At 72.0% G+C, this 20,871-nt stretch carries 15 protein-coding genes; 10 read left to right on the top strand and 5 right to left on the bottom strand.

What is annotated here, in order from left to right; translation table 11 throughout:
- The 3 genes from EDF21_RS10195 to EDF21_RS10185 form a co-directional block, all read right to left on the bottom strand.
- On the bottom strand, nucleotides 1–1,065 hold the full coding sequence (locus tag EDF21_RS10195) for a glycosyltransferase (protein ID WP_056043492.1): 1,065 nt from the start codon (nucleotides 1,063–1,065) through the stop codon (nucleotides 1–3).
- Entirely contained in the window at nucleotides 1,062–5,777 is a 4,716-nt protein-coding gene (locus EDF21_RS10190; RefSeq protein ID WP_123571274.1) for a PKD domain-containing protein, read from the bottom strand. Before EDF21_RS10190 ends, EDF21_RS10195 begins: the two co-directional genes overlap by 4 nt.
- A 114-nt stretch (nucleotides 5,778–5,891) precedes the next feature.
- Entirely contained in the window at nucleotides 5,892–6,548 is a 657-nt protein-coding gene (locus EDF21_RS10185) for a hypothetical protein (RefSeq protein WP_148053684.1), read from the bottom strand.
- A gap of 165 nt (nucleotides 6,549–6,713) precedes the next feature.
- Between EDF21_RS10185 and EDF21_RS10180 the strand changes: the two genes are divergently transcribed.
- Nucleotides 6,714–8,276 (top strand): glycosyltransferase family 39 protein, encoded by a 1,563-nt coding sequence (locus EDF21_RS10180; RefSeq protein WP_123571272.1) that lies wholly within the window; start codon nucleotides 6,714–6,716, stop codon nucleotides 8,274–8,276.
- Here EDF21_RS10180 and EDF21_RS10175 read toward each other — a convergent pair.
- Nucleotides 8,266–9,573, bottom strand: a complete 1,308-nt coding sequence (locus EDF21_RS10175; protein ID WP_123571271.1) for a hypothetical protein — start codon at nucleotides 9,571–9,573, stop codon at nucleotides 8,266–8,268. The genes EDF21_RS10180 and EDF21_RS10175 overlap by 11 nt on opposite strands.
- Nucleotides 9,574–9,853: 280 nt before the next feature.
- On the opposite strand from EDF21_RS10175, the gene EDF21_RS10170 reads away from it, so the two are divergent.
- From EDF21_RS10170 to EDF21_RS10140, 7 genes are all read left to right on the top strand, one after another.
- On the top strand, nucleotides 9,854–12,391 hold the full coding sequence (locus tag EDF21_RS10170; protein ID WP_148053683.1) for a right-handed parallel beta-helix repeat-containing protein: 2,538 nt from the start codon (nucleotides 9,854–9,856) through the stop codon (nucleotides 12,389–12,391).
- A 120-nt stretch (nucleotides 12,392–12,511) separates the two neighbouring features.
- Entirely contained in the window at nucleotides 12,512–13,186 is a 675-nt protein-coding gene (gene tsaB, locus EDF21_RS10165; RefSeq protein ID WP_123571476.1) for a tRNA (adenosine(37)-N6)-threonylcarbamoyltransferase complex dimerization subunit type 1 TsaB, read from the top strand.
- Nucleotides 13,183–13,722, top strand: a complete 540-nt coding sequence (rimI, locus tag EDF21_RS10160) for a ribosomal protein S18-alanine N-acetyltransferase (RefSeq protein WP_123571269.1) — start codon at nucleotides 13,183–13,185, stop codon at nucleotides 13,720–13,722. Before tsaB ends, rimI begins: the two co-directional genes overlap by 4 nt.
- A 68-nt stretch (nucleotides 13,723–13,790) precedes the next feature.
- Nucleotides 13,791–14,828, top strand: a complete 1,038-nt coding sequence (gene tsaD, locus EDF21_RS10155; protein ID WP_199736351.1) for a tRNA (adenosine(37)-N6)-threonylcarbamoyltransferase complex transferase subunit TsaD — start codon at nucleotides 13,791–13,793, stop codon at nucleotides 14,826–14,828.
- 118 nt (nucleotides 14,829–14,946) lie between these two features.
- Nucleotides 14,947–15,351: a DUF4190 domain-containing protein gene (locus tag EDF21_RS10150; protein WP_123571267.1), complete on the top strand. Its 405-nt coding sequence runs from the start codon at nucleotides 14,947–14,949 to the stop codon at nucleotides 15,349–15,351.
- Nucleotides 15,352–15,530: 179 nt separating this feature from the next.
- The gene (locus EDF21_RS10145) at nucleotides 15,531–16,601 is read left to right on the top strand and encodes a DUF4190 domain-containing protein (RefSeq protein WP_123571266.1); all 1,071 of its coding nucleotides are present in this window, start codon (nucleotides 15,531–15,533) and stop codon (nucleotides 16,599–16,601) included.
- A gap of 190 nt (nucleotides 16,602–16,791) precedes the next feature.
- The gene (locus EDF21_RS10140) at nucleotides 16,792–17,910 is read left to right on the top strand and encodes an acyltransferase (protein WP_158612904.1); all 1,119 of its coding nucleotides are present in this window, start codon (nucleotides 16,792–16,794) and stop codon (nucleotides 17,908–17,910) included.
- A gap of 30 nt (nucleotides 17,911–17,940) precedes the next feature.
- Here EDF21_RS10140 and EDF21_RS10135 read toward each other — a convergent pair whose 3' ends face one another.
- Nucleotides 17,941–19,134 carry a class I SAM-dependent methyltransferase gene (locus EDF21_RS10135; protein WP_123571264.1) on the bottom strand — a complete coding sequence of 398 codons (1,194 nt, stop codon included), beginning with the start codon at nucleotides 19,132–19,134 and terminating at the stop codon, nucleotides 17,941–17,943.
- Between the two features lie 144 nt (nucleotides 19,135–19,278).
- Here EDF21_RS10135 and groES point away from each other — a divergent pair, with 144 nt between their 5' ends.
- Entirely contained in the window at nucleotides 19,279–19,575 is a 297-nt protein-coding gene (gene groES / locus EDF21_RS10130; RefSeq protein ID WP_043595988.1) for a co-chaperone GroES, read from the top strand.
- A 196-nt stretch (nucleotides 19,576–19,771) separates the two neighbouring features.
- Nucleotides 19,772–20,752 carry an EamA family transporter RarD gene (gene rarD / locus EDF21_RS10125; protein ID WP_123571263.1) on the top strand — a complete coding sequence of 327 codons (981 nt, stop codon included), beginning with the start codon at nucleotides 19,772–19,774 and terminating at the stop codon, nucleotides 20,750–20,752.
- Nucleotides 20,753–20,871 lie beyond the last annotated feature (119 nt).

Raw genomic sequence — 20,871 nt, 5'->3', positions numbered from 1 at the left:
TCACGGGCGCGCCCGGCGTCCGCCGACGGCACGTCGACCACGGGTCGCGGCGATCGCCCGACGGTAGGCCGCGACGTGTGCCTCGCCCGCGCGGTCCCAGTCGCGGGCCGACAGGTCGGGGCGCGCGTCGTCGTCGAGCCGCGAGGCCGCGTCGAGCGCGTGCTCGACGTCGTCGGGACCGAGTTCGTCGGCGTACTGCCGGACCCAGTCGGCGCCGACCTCGTCGGCCAGGCGGGCGTTGACCTCGTTGGCGGGTACGAGCACGGGCCGGCCGAGCGACAGCGCCGTCAGCACCCCGCCCGAGTTGTGCATCTCGCGGTAGGGCAGCACGACCAGCTCGGCCCGGCGCACCACGTCGATGAGGTCCTCGTCGTCGAGGAAACGCAGGTCGAGGCTGACCCGGGGATCGTCGGCCGCGAGCTGCTCGAGCCCGTGGGCGAGCTCGGGCGTCGAGGGCTTGCCGGCGGCGTGCAGCCTCCGGTCGTCGCCCCGGACGCCTCGGAAGGCCCGGACGAGGCCGTCGACCCCCTTGTAGCGGCGGATGAAGCCGAAGTACGACACCCGGCCTGCCTCGCGCGACGGCCACGGCCAGCGGGCGAACCAGTCGACGTAGTGGCCGTGGGGGATGAGCGCGCCGAGTGCGTCGGCGTGCTCGGGCGTCTCGTCGTTCAGCCGCACCCAGAGCGCGGTGCGTCGCTCGATCCAGCGCAACAGGACGCGCTCGCGCCGGGAGATGCCGCTCGGCAGCTCGAGGTTGTGCTCGGTGCGGACGATCGGGGTGCGCGTCAGCCGCAGCTTAGTCACCAGGGCGACGGTCAACGCCTGACGCACGAGCGCCTTGAGCGGGCTCTGCCCCGAGACGAGGATCTCGGGCCAGTGCACGTGGAAGACGTCGTAGCGGCCCAGCAGGGCGCCCTTCCAGTCGAAGGTGCGCACCTCCACCCCGGGCACCGCGCCGACGGCGTCCCGGAGCATCACGAGGTAGGGGTTCGTCGTCGGGCGCGGTCGCGGGAACGACTGCTGGACGACGAGCCTGCTCGCGTGCTCCGGGGCGGCGTCGGTCACGGCTTGAAGACGCTCAGGTCGTCGAACGAGACCGTCTGCGGGGCGTTGGTGGTGCTTCCCGAGGCGTAGGCGCCGAGGGCGACCCAGCCGGGTGCCTGCAGGCCGGCGAAGGTGTCGGTTGCCGACACCGTCCACGCGGTCGGCTCGGCCGTGCCGTCGGCCCAGACCTTCGCACGGATGGTCGTCGTGCCGGTGCCGCTGACCTCGAGTCGGACGTTCAGCTTCGCGCCCGGTGCGACCTTGCCGGGGACCAGGGTCTCGGCGGCGAGGTTCGTCCCCGAGGTCGATCCCTTGAAGGCCGTGAGGCCCACGACGACGGTGCCGTCGGGACGGTAGCGCATCGACGCCCGGTACTCGGTGTTCGCCGCGACCTTGCGCCCGGTGACGTAGACGTAGGTCCCTCCGCCGGTGGCCACCTTGTCGAGGCTGACGCTGGTGCGGAGGTCGGCGTCCGTCGTGCTGACCCCGGTCAGGGCCATCGACGTGTTCCAGCCGGCCGCCCCGAGGTACTGGGTGCCGACGCCGCCGGCCACCGAGTACTGCGAGGCCTGACCCGTCCTGGTCCAGGTGCCGCCGACCTCCGCCGTGCCCCAGCCGCCCGTCACCGAGCGTCCGAAGCCGTCCTTGACCGCGGCCGTGACCACGGGAGGCGCGGTGACCGTCACCGTGGAGGTGCGGGTCGCGGTGGCTCCCTTGTCGTCGGTCACCGTGAGGGTCACGGTGTAGGTGCCGCCGACGGCGTAGTCGTGGGCCGCCGTGCTGCCGGTCGCCGTGCCTCCGTCGCCGAAGTCCCAGGCGTACGCCGTGACGGTGCCGTCGGAGTCGGTCGAGGCGCGTCCGTCGGTCGAGACCGAGAGGGCCTTGGCCGACGTCGTGAACGAGGCCGTCGGAGCAGCGTTCGGGATCGGCGCGACGGTCACGCTGCCGGTCGAGGTGCCCGTGGCGCCCTTGTCGTCGGTCACGGTGAGGGTCACCGTGTAGGTGCCGGCCGCCGCGTAGGTGTGCGCGGCCGTCCTGCCCGTGGCCGTGCCTCCGTCACCGAACGTCCAGGCGTAGGCCGCGACGGTGCCGTCGGGGTCGGTCGACGCGGTGGCGTCGGTCGAGACGGCCAGTCCCGTGGCGGCGCTCGTGAACGAGGCCGTCGGGGCCACGTTCACCGGGGGAGCCGGGGCGACCGTGACCGTCCCCGTCGAGGTGCCGGTGGCACCCTCGGAGTCCGTCACGACGAGCGTCACCGTGTAGGTGCCGGCAGCGGCGTAGGTGTGGTTCGCGGTCGGGCCCGTCGCGGCGACGGTGCCGTCACCGAAGTCCCAGCGGTACGACGCGACGGTGCCGTCGGAGTCGGTCGAGGTGCTCGCGTCCACGGCGACGGCCAGGTGGTCGACCACCGAGGTGAACGAGGCGGTCGGTGCCGCGTTGACCCGGGGCGCCGTCACGGTGACGGTGGCCGTCGACGTGCCGACGGCTCCCTGGTCGTCCGTCACGGTGAGGGTGACGGTGTAGGTGCCCCCCGCGGCGTAGGTGTGCGAGGGGGTGGCGCCGCTGGCCGGGGCGCTCCCGTCGCCGAAGTCCCAGCCGTACGAGGCGATCGTCCCGTCGCGGTCGACCGAGGTGCGGCCGTCGAAGGCGACGCCGAGACCGGTGGGCGTCGAGGTGAAGGCCGCCGTGGGCGCGGCGTTCGGCTTGTTCGCACCGAGCGCGTAGTGCTGCGCGACCGTGGTGGCGTCGAGGGGTCGGGCGTAGACCGCGGCCTCGTCGAGGCTCCCGGCCCAGTAGCCCGAACCCGAGTTCCACGAGCTGTCGCCGCCGAGGCGCCAGAACCCGCGGTAGCCGTCCGAGGCCGTGGTCGGGTTCGACCCGACCTGGGCGCCGTCGACGTAGAGCTTCATGCCGTCCGAGCCCTGCGTGGCGACCACGTGGTGCCAACGGCCGTCGTTGTAGCTCGCCGTGCTGCTCGCGAGGTTCATCCGACCGGTCCAGTTGCCGAACTGTAGGCGACCGTCCTGCTCCATGTACACGTGGCGGTCGTAGTTGCCGCTGTAGCCGGTCTGCTGGTTGCCGAAGCCGATCAGCTTGCCACCCGAGGTCGTGGTCGTGTTGAACCAGGTCTCGAGCGTGTAGTTGTTCGGGGTGTCGTACGAGGTGGTGGTCGCGACGCCGGCGTCCTGGCCGTTGAACGTCGCCGACTGCCCGGAACCGCCGACGGCGGGCGTGCCGCCGGTGCCCACGCCCCCGGCGACGACGCCGTTGGTGCCCACGGGCGACGAGTCGGCCGAGACGGTGGAGGCGTCCCCGTCGAGGCGGAAGTACGCCTCGGGGTCGTCCTGGAACACCCGGGCGCCGTAGGCGTCGGCCGGGGCCTTGGGCAGCTTGCTCGTGCGACCCGAGGCGACCCACTGGCCGTCGACCTGCTTGGCGCTCAGGGCGGCCGGGTACACGGAGACGTCGTCGATGTCGCCCTGGAAGTACGGGGCGCCGTCCCAGTTGTTGTCACCGCCGATGCGCCAGTAGCCCGTGTAGTCCTGGGCACCCGTCGTCCCGGCGTCGGTCGCGACCTTCTTGCCGTCGACGTAGAAGGACTGGCCGGCCGAGCTCAGCGTCCCCACCACCTGGTGCCATTGGCCGTCGTTCAGAGACGTGGGGCTGGTGATGATCCTGCTCGCGTTCGGGTACACGCCGAACGACACGCGGCCCCGCGGGTCCATGTACAGGTGCCGGTCGTACGAGTTCGAGTTGCCGGTGCGGCTGCTGCCGAAGCCGACGATCTTGCCACCCGTGGTCGACGTCGTGCGGAACCAGGCCTCGACCGAGAAGGTCTGCGGGCCCGCGATGGCGGAGGTCGTCGACGCGAGGCCCGTGGCCGTGCCCGAGAAGGTGCTGGCGCCGTCGGCGTCGGTCGTGGTCTGACCGGTGGCACCACGGGTCACGCCGTCCTGCGCCTGCTGGTCGTCGTAGCCGACCCAGTCGTAGACGGTCGTTCCGCTCTTCTCGCCAAGGCGCCAGAGCGAGGTGGCGCCGTCGGCGGCGACCTGCTTGGCGTAGGGCGAGACCGCGTCTGCGGTCACGGTGACGTTCACGCCGTCACCCAGGACCGTGTTGCCGAGCGGGTCGGTGGCCCGGATGCGGTAGCTGTGGGTGCTGCCGGGTGCGAGGTCCTTGTCGACGAAGCCGAGCGCGGGGCGCTTCCAGAAGGTCGACGATCGGGTCGTCGTGTAGACGGGGTTCGTCAGGTCGCCGTCGCGGTACACGGCGTACGTCAGGTTCGCGTTGTCCTTGTCCCAGTTGGACTGCCAGCTGACCCGGACCGTGCCGGACGACAGCGAGACGAGGTTCGGGGTGAAGAGGGCGCCGGAGGCCTCCGGCCCCATCTTGTTCGGGGCGATGCTCGACACCGCGAAGCGCACGAGGCCGTTCTGCGCCTTGCCGTTGACGGACGGGAACTCCCCGCCGTAGACCACGTACTTGTCGTTGGCGGCGACGCTCCACGGGCCCTGGCTCAGGCCGGTGTAGCTGCCGGTGGCGAAGTCGGGGAACCAGTTGAGGATGCTCGGCGCTGGTTGGCCGGCGAAGTTGTAGTAGCCGTAGGGGTCGTTCGTCGCGGTCTGCGTGGCCGAGTCGCTGAAGGCCATCGCCCGCTGGAAGGTCCAGGGATCGGTCTGCGGCTGCCCGCCGATGTTGCCGCAGTAGTGCGGGTGGCCGGCGACGAAGACGGCGGTGCTGTTCGCGGCCACCGAGTACGTGTCGCCGTGGCAGTCCTCGACCCAGGCGAGGTCGCCGCTCCAGGTCGACTTGAAGGCGCCTTCGAGACGACCGCCGCCGCCGAAGGTGTAACCCGACCCGTAGAAGCCGTTGGCGGTCGCGCTCAGGCTGTAGATCGCGGCCTGTCCGCCACCGTTGCGGATCACGTCGTTGGTCTGCAGAGGCAAGTTGGCGCCGGTCGAGGAGTCGACCATGGCGAGACCGTATCCCGGTTGCGCCGACCCGTTGACCGATCCGAACGAACCGCCCAGGACGATCTTCGAGCCGTCAGGGCTCGTGACGAGGCCGAGCACGTCGCCGTTGGCGATCTGGGGTGCCCAGGGCAGGTTGGTGCCGTTCGAGGCGGTGACCGCCGCTGCCTTGATCCGGGTGTCCTTGCCCACGCTGGAGAACGCTCCGGCGAAGTAGACGTTCGGGCCCACGGCGGCGATGGCGTTGACCGATGCGTTCGTGCCCGGGTTCCAGCCGCTGAGGACGGCGCCGGTGGTCGGGTCGAGGGCGGCCAGGCGGTACTTGTTGACGCCGTTGACCTTGGTGAACGCCCCACCGATGTAGAGGCGCTTGCCGTCCGGAGAAGCCGCGATGGCCTTCACCTGCTGGTCGATGACCGGCGCGAAGGTCGTCGAGAGCGCTCCCGTGGTGATGTCGTACGCGAGGAGGTAGCTGCGGGGGACCTCGTCGACGCCCGCTGCCGAGCCCGCCGGGCGGGCCTTCGTGAACTTGCCCGCGGCGTAGACGGTGTTGCCCACGATCACCTGCGTGAAGACGGACCCGTCGATCTGGGGTGCGGGGAGCGCGTCGGCCGTGACGGTCGCCGGCGTCGACGGCGACGTCGGGTCGAGGGGGGCGGAGTCGGCCGCAGCGGGCTGGACTCCGACCAGGACGGACAACAGCACGGCGGACGCAGCGACGATCGCGGGGAGACGAAGGCGCGACGAGACGGTTCTTCCCATGGGGGAGCCTCATTCGGGTCGGGTAGGCGTCATCGGCATTCGGGTACCGATGGCTTGACGACTATAAGGTCCCCCCAAGGGGGGACAATGGCCCCCGTTGTGGGTACAGGGGTGTTACGAGGTCGATCCCTCGAAGACGACGACCGGCACGTCGACGGCGTAGTCGAAGGTCAGGCGGAGGTCGGAATGCCCGTCGACGGGCACGGCGAAGACGTAGACGCCGTCGGCCGTGGCTCCCGCGGCCACGCTCGCCGGGAACGAAGAAGTCCCGGTCGAGAACGTGTTCGCGGGCGTGCGGTCGGCACCGTAGGCCAGGTTGACCACGACGGTCGAGAGGTCGACGGGAGCAGCCGACGAGTTGTACACCTCGAGTTCGGCACGGACGGCCGGGCCGGTCACCTCACCGGGCAGTGTGGCCTCGCCGTCGACCGCGTCGAGGCTTTTCACCCGGACCGTCACCCCGTCCACGACGGTGGGCGACTCGTCGAGGCCCACGGGTGGTGCCTCGGGTGTGTCCGGCCCCGCGGCGGGAGGGGCGGTGTCGGTCGGGGCCGTCGTCCCGTCGTCCGACGACTCGCCGGTCGTCGGCGAGCTCGAGCCCGACCCCGGTCCGGCGGCGCCGGGCTCGTCGGCGTCGCCGCCCGAGACGGCGGGCACGACCACGAAGGCGACGACGAGGGCGAGCGCCACGGCGACGGCGGCCAGCGCGATCACCAGGCGCCGACGGGGCCTCGTCGGTGTGGGGTCGGGCGTCTGGTCGTCTGACGACATGGTGGCTCCTCGGTCGGGTGGCCCGCCCCGCCGGACGCCGGTGGGGTCCAGGGCCGCTGCTAGCATGCCAGCACTCCGGGCCACCCGCACCCGACCCGACGGTCCGGTCGCCCTCTCCCTCGTCCCCGAGGCGACGGCTCGCGGTCGGCACGCACGAGGACGGCCATGACGACCACCACCCCGACGACGACCCGGCCGGCCGGGTCCACGGCGTCCTCGAGACGACCTCGCGCCTCCTCGATCGGCGTCCCGCTCGCGCTGGGTCTCGCCGGCACCGCCGTGGCGCTGGTCGGTTCGTCGACGGTGTCGCTGTGGACCGACGAGGCCGCGACGGTCTCGGCGGCCACCCGCAGCCTTCCCGAGCTCTGGGCCCTCGTCCAGCGCATCGACGCCGTGCACGCCGCCTACTACCTGCTGATGCACGTCTGGACGACCGTCGCCGGGACCTCCCCGGTGGCCCTCCGCCTCCCGAGCGCGGTCGCGGCCGGAGTCGCCGTCGTCGGCGTGCACCGGCTGCTGGTCGTGCTCGGACGCCGAGACGCCGCCGTCGCGGGTGCGGTGGTCGCCGTCGTGCTGCCGCGCATCACCTGGATGGGGATCGAGGCGCGTTCCTTCGGGCCCAGCGCGGCCGTGGCCGTGTGGGCGACCGTCGTGCTCGTCGTCGCGCTGAACCGAGGAGGCGCGGCGCGGTGGATCGGGTACGCCGCCCTCGTCGGGGTGGGCACCGCCCTCAACATCTACGTCGCCCTGCTGGCCGTCGCCCACGCCGTGACCGTGGCCGCCTGGCGTCGGGTCCCGGTGAGGCGCCGCCTGGCCTGGCTCGCCTCCGCCGCGGCGGGCGGTCTCGCGGCGTCGCCGGTGGTGCTGCTGGCAGCCGGACAGCAGGGGCAACTGGGCGACAACGACATGGGTCTCGTGCAGATCGCCCGGGGGGTGGTCGTCAACCAGTGGTTCCTCGGTGGAACGCCGACGCGCGTGACGTCCACGGCTTCTCCCACCGAGCCGTGGGCCCTGGCGTCACTCGCGCTGGCCCTCGTCGGGTGGGCGGCCATGGCGGTCGCGGTCGTCGTCGGGGCCCGCCGTCGGCAGTCCGCGACGTCGTGGGTGCTCGTGCCGGTCCTGGTCGTCCCGACCCTCGTCGTCGTGGGCTACAGCCTCGTCGTCAGCCCGCTCTACAACCCTCGCTACTTCACGTTCGCCGCTCCGGTCTGCGCGGCGCTGATCGGGTTGGGGGTCACCGCCCTCCGGGGGCGGGTCCTCCGGCTGGTCGCCCTGGCCGTCGTGGTCGTGCTGGCCGTCCCCGTGTACGTGTCGCAGCGACAGGTGACCGGCAAGAGCGGAACGGACTGGTCCGAGGCCGCGGCGGTCGTCGAGCGTGGTGCCTCCGCCGGCGACGGGGTCTACTTCGCGCCGCTCGACGACTCGTCGGACCCGGTGGTCAGGAGGACCACCGACAACGTCGAGGTCACGTACCCGGAGGCGTTCGACGACCTCGTCGACGTGACGCGGCGGAGCGAGCCGACCGACGAGGACAGTCTCAGGGGCACGTCGTGGCTCCTGTCCTCGGACCGGACCCGACTTGCGGACGTCGACCGCGTCTGGGTGGTCGAACCCGCGACCGCCCCCACGGGTGACGCCGACGAAGGTGTCCTGACCGACGCCGGGTTCGAGCGCGTCGATCGGTGGGATGGCGGGATGACGGCCGTCGAGGAGTGGATCAGGGCCTGAGCGACTCGTCGGGCATGAGCGTGCCGGAACGGGGGCCTCGCTCGCGTCGCCGTGCGACCGGCAGGAACGCCAGGCCGAGGGCGAGGATCAAGGTCGTGAGCGCCCCGTAGAACGGTGAGAAGAAGAGGTTCCAGATGCTCTGGGCCGAGGCGTAGAGCAAGATCCCTGTGGCGGTGCCGTCGGCGATCCGGCGTGCCATGCCGAGGGCCAGCACGGCGAACATCAGGCCCACGAGGACGAGCCCGGCGACCCCGGTCTGCGACCACAGGTTGCCGAAGACGGAGTGCAACTCGAAGTTGCCCCCGAACATGAAGCGTTCGACGTAGCCGTTGTTCGGTTGGTAGCCGATGCTGCTCATGCCCTCTTTCGCGATGAGGATGTCGTCGGGCGTCGGGACGGATCCGGCTCCGAATCCCCAGGGGTGGTGCTGCATCAGGGCCAGGGTCGCTGCCAGCTCGGGGCGTCCGCCCAAGATCAACGAGCCCGACACGCGCAGCTGTTCGACGCTGCGCGACTGGGCGGCGAGGCCCAGGTAGCCGTCGAGGATGAGGGCTTGGCCGAGTTGGAACACCACGAAGCCGAGCGCCCCGAGGCCGACGAGCACGGCGACGGGTGAGGGGCGTCGGTGAGGCCTGACGATCGCCAGCTGGACGAAGACGAGGATGGCCGCGAGCAGCAGCAGGCCGAAGGCCGACCGGAAGTCGTTGAGGGCGGCCACCAGCGTGAGCACGAGCAGCGTCGCGAGCTCCCAGCGCCGACCGAGGCGGGCTGCCAGTGCCAGCGCGATGACGGTCGCGGGAAGGGCGAATCCGAACTTCCAGGGGTTGCTCGCGAAGAGGGCGGTGCTCGGGGTGAGTTGCAGCGCCAGTCCCACGCCGAACCAGAGCGTCGCCCATTCGGCGCCCAGGACGTCCTTCGCCCAGATGAAGAGCCCCACGCCGAGCAGGGCGCCCACGAGCAGGATGGTCATCGGCAGGGCCGACGCCGGATCGACCTCGTGGTCGCCCAGGTTGGCGACGCCGAGCCAGAGTCCCGCGAGCGCCGCCACGGCGCCCACCACCATGAACGCGACACCCCAGCGACGGCGCGTGACGTTCGCCCACCAGACCGGCAGCAGGACGGCGGCCACGACGAACCCGAGCTGCAGGCCTTGCGGCAGCGTGAGGCGCATGCCGAGGACGACGACGGCTGTCGCGGCCAGGACGCGGACCCAGGTGCGGGCCTCGACGCCGCTGCCGGAAAGGGCGACCGACGAGCCGGTCGCCGCGACCGCCGGGTCGGTTCGAGGCTGGATCATCCGTGAACTCTAGGCGACCCAGGCGGCTCCGACGACCCCCGTCCTGGTGTCCCCCACAGTGCCGACACCCGAGGGGGAGCCACCTTGTTGGGGGCTGACGCCCCCTTGCGGAGTACGCGTGAATGTAACAAGATCACCTCTTGTCCTGACCGGGTGAGATTCCGTCCCCTCAGATCCATTCCGCGCAAGCCCCCGTCCTGGGGGCACGGCGTGGTGTTCTCCCTCTCGCACGAGCCTCCGTTCCCGAGGCATGTCGCGGGATCGCCCACACCTTCCCTTGATGAAAGCAGTGACGATGCCCAGCGCCCCCGAGCACCGCCCCTCTCCGCCCATCCGTGTCCGAACCGCGATCGGTGCCCTCGCGACGGTCGTCGCCGTCGTGGCGGGCGTGGTCGTCCCGGTCACCAGCGCGTCCGCAGCTCCGACCACCGTCGCCTCCGACTCGTCGGCACGCGTGTCGACGTCCGGGTGGGGAACCGCCGACAAGGGAGGGGCCTGGTCGACGTGGTCCGGCCCGTCGACGGCGTCGTTCTCCGTCGCCTCGGGGGTCTCGACCATCTCCGGCCTCGCACCGGGCGGTTCGGCCACGGCAGCGCTCGCCAGCGTCTCCGTGAAGGACGTCGAGGTCCGCGGCAAGATCCGTCTGCCCGACTCCAAGGCCGGGTTCTACCAGGGCTGGGAGCTCCGCCGTCAAGGTGACGGCTCGGCCTACCGGGGCCGCCTCGAGACGGGCGGTTCGGGTGCGGTGTCGCTGGCCGTGACCAAGGTGAAGAAGAGCGGCGAGACCTCCCTGGGTCGTGTCGCACTCCCGGCCGGCATCTCGGCCGGCTCCACGGTCTCGATCGCGTTCCGGGCCGAGGGCTCGACCGCCGTCAGCCTCAAGGGGAAGGCCTGGCCCGTCGCGTCGTCCGAACCCGGCTGGCAGCTGTCGGTCTCCGACTCCGCCGCCGACAGGGTGTCCCAGGGCGGTTCGGTCGGTCTCTGGCAGTACGCCAGCGCCGGCAACACGAGCCGCTCGACGACGAGCTTCGACGACCTCGTGGTCGTCGGCTCGCCCTCGGAGTCCGCCGAGGCCGCGCCCGCGCCGACGACTCCGGCTCCTGCGCCGACGACTCCGGCTCCTGCGCCGACGACTCCGGCTCCCGCGCCGACGACTCCGGCGCCCCAACCCGCTCCCGCGCCCGTCCCGACGTCACCTGACTCGTCACAGGGCTCGGTGCCGGTCGGCTCGGCCCGTTACGCCGTGCCGTCCGGAGCCATCGTCGTCGCCCCGTCGGGTTCCGACTCGGCGGCCGGCACGAGTGCCGCTCCGCTGCGCACGGCGACGGCGGCGGTCGCCAAGGCGAAGTCGGGCGGCACGATCGTCCTCCGCGCCGGCACGTACAACGAGGGCGTCGTCGTCCCCTTCCAGAAGAAGCTGACGATCCAGTCGTGGCCCGGTGAAGCCGTGTGGTTCGACGGTTCCGTCCCGGTCGGCGCCTGGCAGCGCTCCGGCTCCGGTTGGAGCACCCCGTGGTCCTTCTTCCCCTCGGCGGAGATCGGCGGAGCGGTGGACAACCCCCGGTTCGTGTCCCCGGCCTTCCCCTACGCCGCTCGACCCGATCAGGTCTTCCTCGACGGCGTCCAGCTCACGCAGGTCGCGCCGTCGCAGCTCGCGCCCGGCACCTTCGCCCCCGACCCCTCGTCGGGACGCGTGCTGTTGGGGACCGACCCGGCCGGCCACGAGGTGCGGATCAGCAACAAGCAGCAGGCCATCTGGGTGCAGTCGGCCGACTCGACCGTCCGTGGCATCGGCATCCGTCGCTACGCGACTCCGAACTCGGACAAGGGCGCCATCCGCTTCGGCAACACCGGGGCCACGGCCGAGAACCTGGTCATCCAGGACAACGCCATGATCGGCCTCAACCTCGAGAACAACGGAGGCACCCTGTCCCGGCTGACCGTCGAGCGCAGCGGCATGCTGGGCGTCGGGACCAACGCCTCGTACGACCTGTCGATCACCGATTCGGTGATCCGTCAGAACAACTGGCAGCGCTTCAAGGAGGCGCCGGTCTCGGGCGGCATCAAGATCACCCGCTCACGCGGCGTGACCGTGTCGAACAACGACATCAGCCGCAACTACAGCTCGGGTCTCTGGCTCGACGAGTCCGTCTACGACAGCAAGGTCATCGGCAACACGGTCGAGGGCAACGAGTGGACGGGCATCCAGCTCGAGCTCTCGAGCAAGGCCGTCGTGGCGGGCAACACGATCACCGGTGGCAAGGCCGGGCTGCAGCTGATGGACACGGATGACGTCCGCGTCTACAACAACTCGATCGGCGGTTTCAGCCAGTACGGCATCAAGGTCACGCAGGACGAACGTCGGCAGGCGACGGCGCCCACCGGGCAGGACCGTCGACGCCCGATCCCCGACCCGACCATGACCTGGGTCACCGGCAAGATCACGATCGCCAACAACGCCTTCGGCAGCGGGGGTTACTACCAGGTGTTCGTCCTCGACAGCAAGACCCACCGGTCGGCCGACTCCATGGGCATCACGGTGACGGGCAACGCCTTCAACCAGCGACGCACCACGGCGCAGGCGACGCTCGTCGGCTGGGGAGCCGGGGACAACAAGACCGTGACCCGCCTCGACTCGGTCGCCGCCCTGTCGGCGAAGAACGGGTCGTGGCGCAACGTCGAGACGTCCGGGGTGCTCGACCTCGGCGGCATGGGCAGCCTGCTCGCCTCGTCGCTCGGCATCGTGTCCACCCTGCCGGCGGACGTCGCGGCGCTCCTCGGGCAACCCGGGACCGCCCGCCGCATCGGCGCCTTCTGATCGACCGACGACGCCTGGCACCTCGTGGTGCCGGGCGTCGTCGCGTCCGGTCCTGGGTCGATCGGGCGACCGGTCGAGGAGGCGCGGGTCGCCTCGTCGACACCGCCTACGATTGACCCCGTGATCCTGGCCATCGACACCTCCGCCGGCTCGTCCGTCGCCGTCGTCGACCGCGACGGCGGCGTCCTCGCCGAGCACACGGTCGCCGACACCCGGCGACACGCCGAGGTGATCGGCCGTCTGATCGACGACGCCCTGCGCGAGGCCGGCGTGACCCCGTCCGAGCTCTCGGCCGTGGTGGCCGGTCGGGGCCCGGGCCCCTTCACCGGCCTGCGCGTCGGCATCGCCGCCGCCCGGGCCTTCGCCTTCGGTGCCGGGGTGCCGTGCCTCTCGGTCGGCAGCCACGACGCCGTCGCGTTCGAACGGCTCTCGGCGGCGGCGGGCCGTTCCGTCGGCACCGCCGGCGGGTCCGTCGACTCGCCGCTCGTCGTCGTCACGGACGCCCGTCGCCGCGAGGTGGCACACAGCTCGTGGTCGGGGCTCGACGACGACGGCCTGCCCGTGCTGGTGGCCCGCCCCGCCCTCGTGAGACCGGCCGACCTCGACGAGGCGACCGGCGCCTCCTCGTCCTGGCCGCGCACCGACCCCGACGCGACGACGGTCTCGGCGGCCGCGCTGGGAATGCTCGCCGAGCGGCTCTTCGAGCACGGCCGCGCCTTCGCCGCCGCCGAGCCGCTGTACCTGCGCGAACCCGACGTCACCCCGTCGGCCGGCCCGAAGCCGGTCACGCGATGAGCGTGCTGCTGCGCACGGCCACCCTCGACGACCTCGACGGCATCATGGCCATCGAGACGTCGGCCTTCCTCACCGACGCCTGGTCGCGGGCGAGCATGACGCACGAGCTCACCGCCCCCGGCGGTCGTTACCTGGTCGCCACGGCCGAGGGCGACGACACCACCGTCATCGGTTACGCGGGCATGCTGGCGCTGAAGGGGGCTCCTGAGGCCGACATCCAGACCATCGCCGTCCTCGCCGAGCACCAGGGGCGCGGGCTCGGACGGGCGATGCTGACCCAGCTGCTCACCGAGGCCCGTCACGGCGGGGTGCGCGAGGTGTTCCTCGAGGTGCGGGCCGACAACCCCGGGGCGCAGCACCTCTACGAGACGCTCGGCTTCGAGCGGATCGCCGTCCGTGCCCGGTACTACATGCCCGACGGGGTCGACGCGGTCGTCATGCGACTGCGCGTCCCGCCGGCCGTCACCGAGACCACGGCGGGCCCCCTCGAGCCGATCGACGACGTGCCCCTCGACGAACAGGACGTCCGCCCGTGACCGCGACCCGCGCCTCCTCGTCCGCCGCCGAGCAGGCGGCCGCCGAGCCCGCCGTCCGCGAGCCCCTCGTGCTCGGCATCGAGACCAGCTGCGACGAGACCGGCATCGGCATCGTCCGCGGCCGAACCCTCCTCGCCAACGTCATCTCGTCGTCGATGGACGAGCACGCCCGCTACGGCGGCGTCGTGCCCGAGGTCGCCGCGCGCGCGCACCTCGAGGCGCTCGAGCCCGCCCTCGCCGCGGCGCTCGCCGAGGCCGGCGTGACGACGGCCGAGCTCGACGCGATCGCCGTGACGAGCGGACCCGGGCTCGCCGGGGCGCTCATGGTCGGCGTCGGTGCCGCCAAGGCCCTCTCCCTGGCGACGGGCAAGCCCCTCTACGCCGTGAACCACCTCGTCGGCCACGTCGGGGCGGACGTGCTCCGCGCCGACGGCAGCGAGCTCGAGTTGCCGACCATCGCGCTGCTCGTCTCGGGCGGTCACACCTCGTTGTTGCACGTGCGCGACCTCGTCGACGACGTCGAACTGCTCGGCGAGACGATCGACGACGCCGCGGGTGAAGCGTTCGACAAGGTGGCCCGCCTGCTCGGCCTGCCCTACCCCGGCGGGCCGCAGATCGACCGCGTCGCCGAAGGCGGCGACCCGAGGGCCGTCCGCTTCCCGCGCGGGCTGACCCTCCCGAAGGACCTCGCGAAGCACCGGTACGACTTCTCGTTCTCGGGGCTGAAGACGGCCGTCGCCCGCTGGGTCGAACAGCGTCGCAGCGAAGGAGGCGCGGTGCCCGTCGCCGACGTCGCCGCCAGCTTCCGCGAGGCCGTCGCCGACGTCCTGCTCACCAAGGCCCTCGCGGCCTGCGCCGACCGGGGCGTCCCCCGCCTGCTGCTCGGCGGGGGAGTCGTCGCCAACGCCCGCGTGCGCGAGCTCGCGGCCGAACGCTGCGCGGCGGCGGGGGTCGAGCTGCGCGTGCCGCCCCTCTCGCTCTGCACCGACAACGGCGCCATGATCGCGGCACTCGGTGCCGAGCTCGTGTCGCGGGGTCGGGCGCCCTCGCCTCTCGACTTCGGGGCCGACTCGACGCTGCCCGTGACGACGGTCCAGGCCGTCTGAACCCTTCGGCGCGGCCCGGGCGACCCGCCCCCGGTCACAGGCCATGGGCCGCCGATAGCATGGGCGCTCGACCGACCGCGGCCGTCACCGGCCGACCCTCAGCAGAAGGACGTCTCCGATGACCGACCAGAACCCCGCCCCCCACGGCCAGCCCTCTCCGCAGAATCCCTACCAGGGCCAGCAGCCGGCCTACCCGGGGCAGCCCTCCGGTGGTCAGCCCTCGTACCAGGGGCAGAACGGCGCTCGTCCCGGTCAGCGCAACACCCTCGCCCTCGTGTCGATGATCCTCGGCATCGCGGGCTTCGTGACCTCGATCACGGCCATCGGTGCCATCGTGACCGGCCACATGGCGTTGAGCCAGATCAAGAAGCGGGGCGAAGAGGGCCGGGGGATGGCCCTGACGGGGCTCATCCTCGGCTACGTCGTCGTGGCGCTGACGATCCTGACGATCATCCTGCTCTTCGTCGTCTTCGGTGCGATCGCCAGCAACCCCGACCTCTACGACGGCAGCTACAACTCCTGAGGCCGCGGGCGCGCCCCCATGGGCGACGCCTCCCAGGGGCCGCTCATCGGCGGCCTCGCTAGCATGACGGGGTCCGCACCGGACGGTGCGGGCCCTTTCGTGTCCCGGGACGCGACCGTCACGGGTGTGACCGGCCGCCCCGATGGCACGACCGACGCACCGCTCGCGAAAGGCAGCTGATGGCCACCGACGACACCACCCCCGAGAAGCCGTCCTCGGCGCCGACCGCGCCCTCGGCTCCGACGCCGCCCGCGGCACCCACCGCGCCCCCGACGCGTCCGACCGAGGGTGGCGACGCGGCCACCGCCTCGCCGCCGCTGCCTCCCACCGCCTTCCCGGGAGCCGCGTCGCAGCAGCCGTCGTCCCAGCCGCCCGCGTCGTCGCCCTACGCCGGGGCCGGCGTGCCGCCGACGGGGTCGGCGCCGTACGGGGCACCCCAGGGCGCCCCGGCGCCGCAGTCCCGTCCGGGTCAGGTCCCGCCGGGTGCTCCCCAGCCGCCCCGGCCGCCCTACGGCCAGCCGGGTGCACAGCCGTCGACAGGGTACGGCCAGCAGGGCTACGGGCAGCAGGCGCAGAACCGGCCGCAGGGCTACGGGCAGCAGCCGGGGTACGGCCAGCAGCCTCAGGGTCAGCGACCTGGCTACGGGCAGCCACAGGGGCAGCCCTCGGGCCCAGGCCAGGCTCAGGGCCAGCAGTCGGGGTACGGCCAGCCTCAGGGCTACGGCCAACAGCCTCAGGGGCAGCAGCCCTCCGGGCAGTCCGGTGCGCCGTACGGTCAGCAGTCGTTCGGTCAGCAGTCTTTCGGCCAGCAGGGTCAGCCCGTCGGACAGTACGGTCAGCAGCCCTACGGCCAGCAGGGCCAGCCCTACGGCCAGCAGGGCCAGCCCTACGGCCAGCAGGGCCAGCCCGGCGGAGCGTACGGCCAGCAGGCCTACGGCTCGCCCTACCCGCCGTACGCCTCGGCCGGCGCCGCACAGCCCCCGCGCCTCCTCAGCCTCCTGGCGATGATCGGCTCGATCGCCGGTCTCGTGCTCGCGCCCTTCACCTTCGGGCTCTCGATCGTGGCGTCCATCGCGGGCATCGTGCTCGGGCACCTGGGCATCTCGCGTGAGCGTCACGCGAGGGGGTTCTGGCTCACCGGGCTCATCGTCGGCTACGCCGGCGTCGTGCTCATCGTGATCGGCTGGATCGCCTTCGGCCTCTTCATCGCCGGCTTCTCGTCGGGTTCCGACTACTACGGCGGGTACTGACCCTCTCGACGGGACGTCGGGCGGCTTCCTCTGGGTGAGGCAGCCGCCCCTCACCCTTGCGCCCCTCCTCCCCGGGTGAACCCAGGGCGGAAAGCCGCCGCGGACGAGGTGTCCCGGGGCCGCGACGAGCTATCGTGTCCTGCCACCACCCGAACCGTTCCCCGGCACCCGAATGCGACACGGAGGACCGATGTCCGCGCCTGCCCGCGACCACGCCGCCGTCGACCCTGCGCCGGCCCCGAACCGGGCCGACGTCCTCGGGGACGTCCTCGATCCGCGGCGCAACGCCTACAACCTGATCCGCCTCGTCATGGCCTCCGCCGTCGTCATCTGGCACTCCGTCCCCCTCACCGGCCACGACATCGGTTTCGAGCCCGCCCGGCAGCTCGCGTCGCGCCTGCCGGTCGACGTGTTCTTCGCGATCTCGGGCTACCTCATCGTGATGTCGTGGTCGAGGACGCCGCAGGTCGTCGCATTCCTGCGGGCGCGCGTGCTCCGGATCTTCCCGGCGTTCTGGGTGTGCCTCGTGCTCACCGCCGCCGTCTTCGCGCCGGTGTCGCTGCTCATCCGCGGTGTCCCCGTGCCGGACGGCTTCGTGGGCGACGCCGTCTCGTACGTCCTCCGCAACGGCCTCCTGCGCGTGTGGCAGTACGACATCGCGGGCACGCCCCTGGGCACGCCGGTCGAGGGGGCCTGGAACGGATCCCTCTGGACCCTGGGCTGGGAGTTCGCCTGCTACCTCGGCGTCCTCCTGCTCGGCGTCGTGGGACTCCTGCGCTCGCGCTGGGCCCTCCCCTCCGCCTACGTCCTCTGCACGGTGGGCGTGGCGGCGAGCACCTACGGTGGCGTCCACAACTGGTACGTGACCAACGGGTCACGCTTCGGCATCGTCTTCGTCGCGGGGGCCCTCGTCTACCGCTGGCGGAACGCGATCCCGGTCCGGCCCTGGTTGCTCGTCCTGGCAGCCGTGCTCGTCCTGGCATCGTCGGCGCTCCCCGACTACGGCCTGGTGGCTGCGCTCCCGCTCGCGTACCTCGCGCTCGGCGTCGGTGCGCTCGTCAAGCACCCGCGGGCGTCCATCCGCACCGACATCTCGTACGGCACGTACATCTACGGTTTCCCGCTGCAGCAGCTGCTCGCGACGGCGGGCGCCGCAGCATGGGGCGTGCCCCTCTTCGCCCTGGTGTCGTTGGCGGCCACCTTCGCGGTGGCCACCCTCAGCTGGCATCTCGTCGAACGACCGACGATGAAGTTCAAGAGACGCAAGCGGGTCGTCGAGCCGACCGATCCCGTCGCGACGGTCGCCTGACCCGACGCCGCTCTCGCGTCCCGCCCGGCGTCAGACCAGGCGCTCGCAGAGCAGGGCGGTGTGCCGCCCCGCGACCCGTGTGAGGACGAGGGTCGCCGACCCGGTCCCCTGCAACGAGAGTCGCTTGCGGAACGTCGCGGGGTCGACGTCGACTCCGCGCTTCTTGATCTCGAGTCGCCCGATGCCCCGGGCCCGCAGCTCGCGCTTCAGCGTCCGCTCGTCGAGCGGGAACGTCTCGAGCACGCGGAATCCCTGTGCGAAGGGGGTCTCGACCCGCGCCTCCGTCGTCAACCAGGCGATGTCGCGACTGATCATCCGGGCGTCGATCGAGCGGGCCAGGTCGCCGATGAGGCGTGCCCGGATCACGGCGCCGTCGGGTTCGTAGAGGTACTCGCCGAGGTCGCCCGGGTCGACGTCGTCCGAGTCGGCGGCGGCCGTCAACTCCGACGCCCCGGAGGTGCCGATCACCAGGGCGGACCGGCCCACTCCCGGCCGCGCGAGCGGCCCGAACCACACGCCCACCTCGACCACGTCGCGGTCGACCGAGATCCACTGGCATTCGGCGTCCGTCGGCAGCAGCTCGCGGTCGACGCCCGGACCGAGCTTGACCCCGGTGGGCAGGCGGTCGGCGAAGCCGAAGGCGACGTCGAGGCCGGGGGACCAGTCGGCCGGATCGGCGAGGCGCTTGGTGGCGGTGTGGCCGGACGTCCGTCGCGCCGGGTCGAGGAAGACCCCCTCGACGCCTGCGAGGTCGGTCGTGGCGGCGTCCCCCTGCTCGACCCGTGACGACGGCCACGGCGCGAGGTTGTACGAGGCGACGGCCGCGGTCACCTCGTCGCGGTCGACGGCGAGCACGTCGAGGTCGAGTGCGGCGAAGGCCAGGGCGTCGCCCCCGATGCCGCAGCCCAGGTCGGCGACGCTGCCGATCCCCGCCGCGGCGTAGCGTCCGGCGTGGCGGGCGGCGACCGGGAGGCGCGTGGCCTGTTCGAGGCCCGCCTCGGTGAACAGCATGCGGCTCGCGAACTCGCCGAACTTGGCCACGGCCCGGCCGCGGAGCCGGGCCTGTGTGAGCACCGCCGACACGAGGGCGGGGGAATGGCCCTGCTTGCGCAACGCGGCCACCGTGCCGACGACGTCGTCACCGGAGGCGCCGCCCGCCGGCAGCGAGTCGAGCAGCCGCAGCCCCTCGGGCGAGAGGACTTCGAGCAGCTCGGAGGAATCCATGTCGTCCAGTGTGACGCACGCGGGCAGACGCGTTGGCACTCGGATTGACCGAGTGCCAGTCTCGTCCTACAGTTGTTCTGGCACTCGCCCCCGGCAAGTGCCAGCCCCCATGTTTTCGTAGCACCGAGAAAGAAGAGGTCACCCGTGTCGGTCAGCATCAAGCCGCTCGAAGATCGCATCGTCATTCGTCAGGTCGAAGCCGAGCAGACCACTGCTTCGGGTCTCGTGATCCCCGACACCGCCAAGGAGAAGCCCCAAGAGGGTGAAGTGGTGGCGGTCGGCCCGGGCCGCATCGACGACAACGGCAACCGCGTGCCGCTCGACGTCGCCACCGGCGACAAGGTCATCTACAGCAAGTACGGCGGAACCGAGGTGAAGTACGGCGGAGAAGACCTCCTCGTGCTCTCGGCCCGCGACGTCCTGGCGGTCATCGTCCGCTAGCACCCCGGCACGGCTCCGGCCGTGCTCCGCGACCCCGGTCGCCATCCCGAAGGCCCCTGCTCCGGCAGGGGCCTTCGCCGTGTCGGCACCGTGCCGGCCGACGAGGGCCCGTCCCCAGGCGTCGTCGTCCGTCGATCGATCCACGGTGGCAGGAGTGGCCGTTCCGGCGGCGGGCGCAGCCACCTAGAGTCGCCTGGTGACCTCGACCCGCGCCTCCTCGTCCCCCTCCGCCCCGACCTCGGGGCTCGGCGTCGACGGGGCCGGCGGGGCGGGCCTCGCCTACGCCCTGGGGGCCTACGGGCTCTGGGGCGTCCTGCCGGTGTACTTCCTGCTGCTGGCCCCGGCCGGCCCGTTCGAGATCGTCGCCTGGCGGGTGCTCTTCTCGCTCGTCTTCTGCGCGGTGCTGCTCGTCGTGACGGGGGCGCTGCGCTCGTTCCTGGCCCTGCTGCGACAGCCGCGCCTGGTGGCCACCATGGGGGTGGCCGGCGCGTTCATCGTCGTGAACTGGACGGTCTTCATCTCGGCGACGCTCAGCGGGCACGTGGTCGAGGCGGCGCTCGGGTACTTCATCAACCCGATCGTCACCGTCCTGCTCGGCGTGGTCGTGCTGCGCGAGCGTCTCCGCACGACCCAGTGGGTGGCCGTCGGGCTGAGCGCCGTCGCCGTCCTCGTGATCGCCGTCGGGGCGGGCCGGCCGCCGTTCATCTCGCTCGTCCTCGCGTTCTCGTTCGGGCTCTACGGCCTGGTCAAGAAGCAGGTCGGCGGTCGGGTCGACGCGGTCGGCGGGCTCACGCTCGAGACGCTCTGGATCGCACCCTTCGCGGCCGTCACCCTGATCGTGCTGCACGTGACGGGCCTCGGCGGCGGCGTCGTGCTCGGCACCGTGAGCGTCGGGCACACCCTCGCCACGATCGGCACGGGCGTGATCACGGCCGTGCCCCTGTTGCTTTTCGCCTCGGCGACGCGTCGGTTGCCCCTGACGACCGTGGGGTTGACCCAGTACGTCGCTCCCGTGTTGCAGTTCGTCGTGGGGGTCGTCGTGCTCGGCGAGCACATGTCGACCGCGCGGTGGGTCGGCTTCGCCATCGTCTGGGTCGCATCCATCGTGCTGACCGTCGACATGGTCCGTGCGGGGCGACGATCACGCCGGCCCCTCGCCGTGGCCCCGACCCCCTAGAAGCGACCATCCCTCGCAAAGTCACGAATGGCTAACGAAACGTCACTTTGACGTCGAGAACACACGCCAGAAACATTCGACCCCTAGTTTCGGACCAATCGCGGCAGGTTCGACCGCCA

Origin of the sequence: Frigoribacterium sp. PhB118, from assembly GCF_003751725.1 — a bacterium.
Taxonomy (GTDB): Bacteria; Actinomycetota; Actinomycetes; order Actinomycetales; family Microbacteriaceae; genus Frigoribacterium.
The sequence above is the reverse complement of the archived record's forward strand: the minus strand, read 5'-3'. Positions and strand labels throughout refer to the sequence as shown.

Coding starts and splice junctions, on each gene's coding strand:
- EDF21_RS10190 (WP_123571274.1), bottom strand. CDS start 5,777: ATGGGAAGAACCGTCTCGTCGCGCCTTCGTCTCCCCGCGATCGTCGCT.
- EDF21_RS10185 (WP_148053684.1), bottom strand. CDS start 6,548: ATGTCGTCAGACGACCAGACGCCCGACCCCACACCGACGAGGCCCCGT.
- EDF21_RS10180 (WP_123571272.1), top strand. CDS start 6,714: ATGACGACCACCACCCCGACGACGACCCGGCCGGCCGGGTCCACGGCG.
- EDF21_RS10175 (WP_123571271.1), bottom strand. CDS start 9,573: ATGATCCAGCCTCGAACCGACCCGGCGGTCGCGGCGACCGGCTCGTCG.
- EDF21_RS10170 (WP_148053683.1), top strand. CDS start 9,854: ATGAAAGCAGTGACGATGCCCAGCGCCCCCGAGCACCGCCCCTCTCCG.
- rimI (WP_123571269.1), top strand. CDS start 13,183: ATGAGCGTGCTGCTGCGCACGGCCACCCTCGACGACCTCGACGGCATC.
- EDF21_RS10150 (WP_123571267.1), top strand. CDS start 14,947: ATGACCGACCAGAACCCCGCCCCCCACGGCCAGCCCTCTCCGCAGAAT.
- EDF21_RS10145 (WP_123571266.1), top strand. CDS start 15,531: ATGGCCACCGACGACACCACCCCCGAGAAGCCGTCCTCGGCGCCGACC.
- EDF21_RS10140 (WP_158612904.1), top strand. CDS start 16,792: ATGTCCGCGCCTGCCCGCGACCACGCCGCCGTCGACCCTGCGCCGGCC.
- EDF21_RS10135 (WP_123571264.1), bottom strand. CDS start 19,134: ATGGATTCCTCCGAGCTGCTCGAAGTCCTCTCGCCCGAGGGGCTGCGG.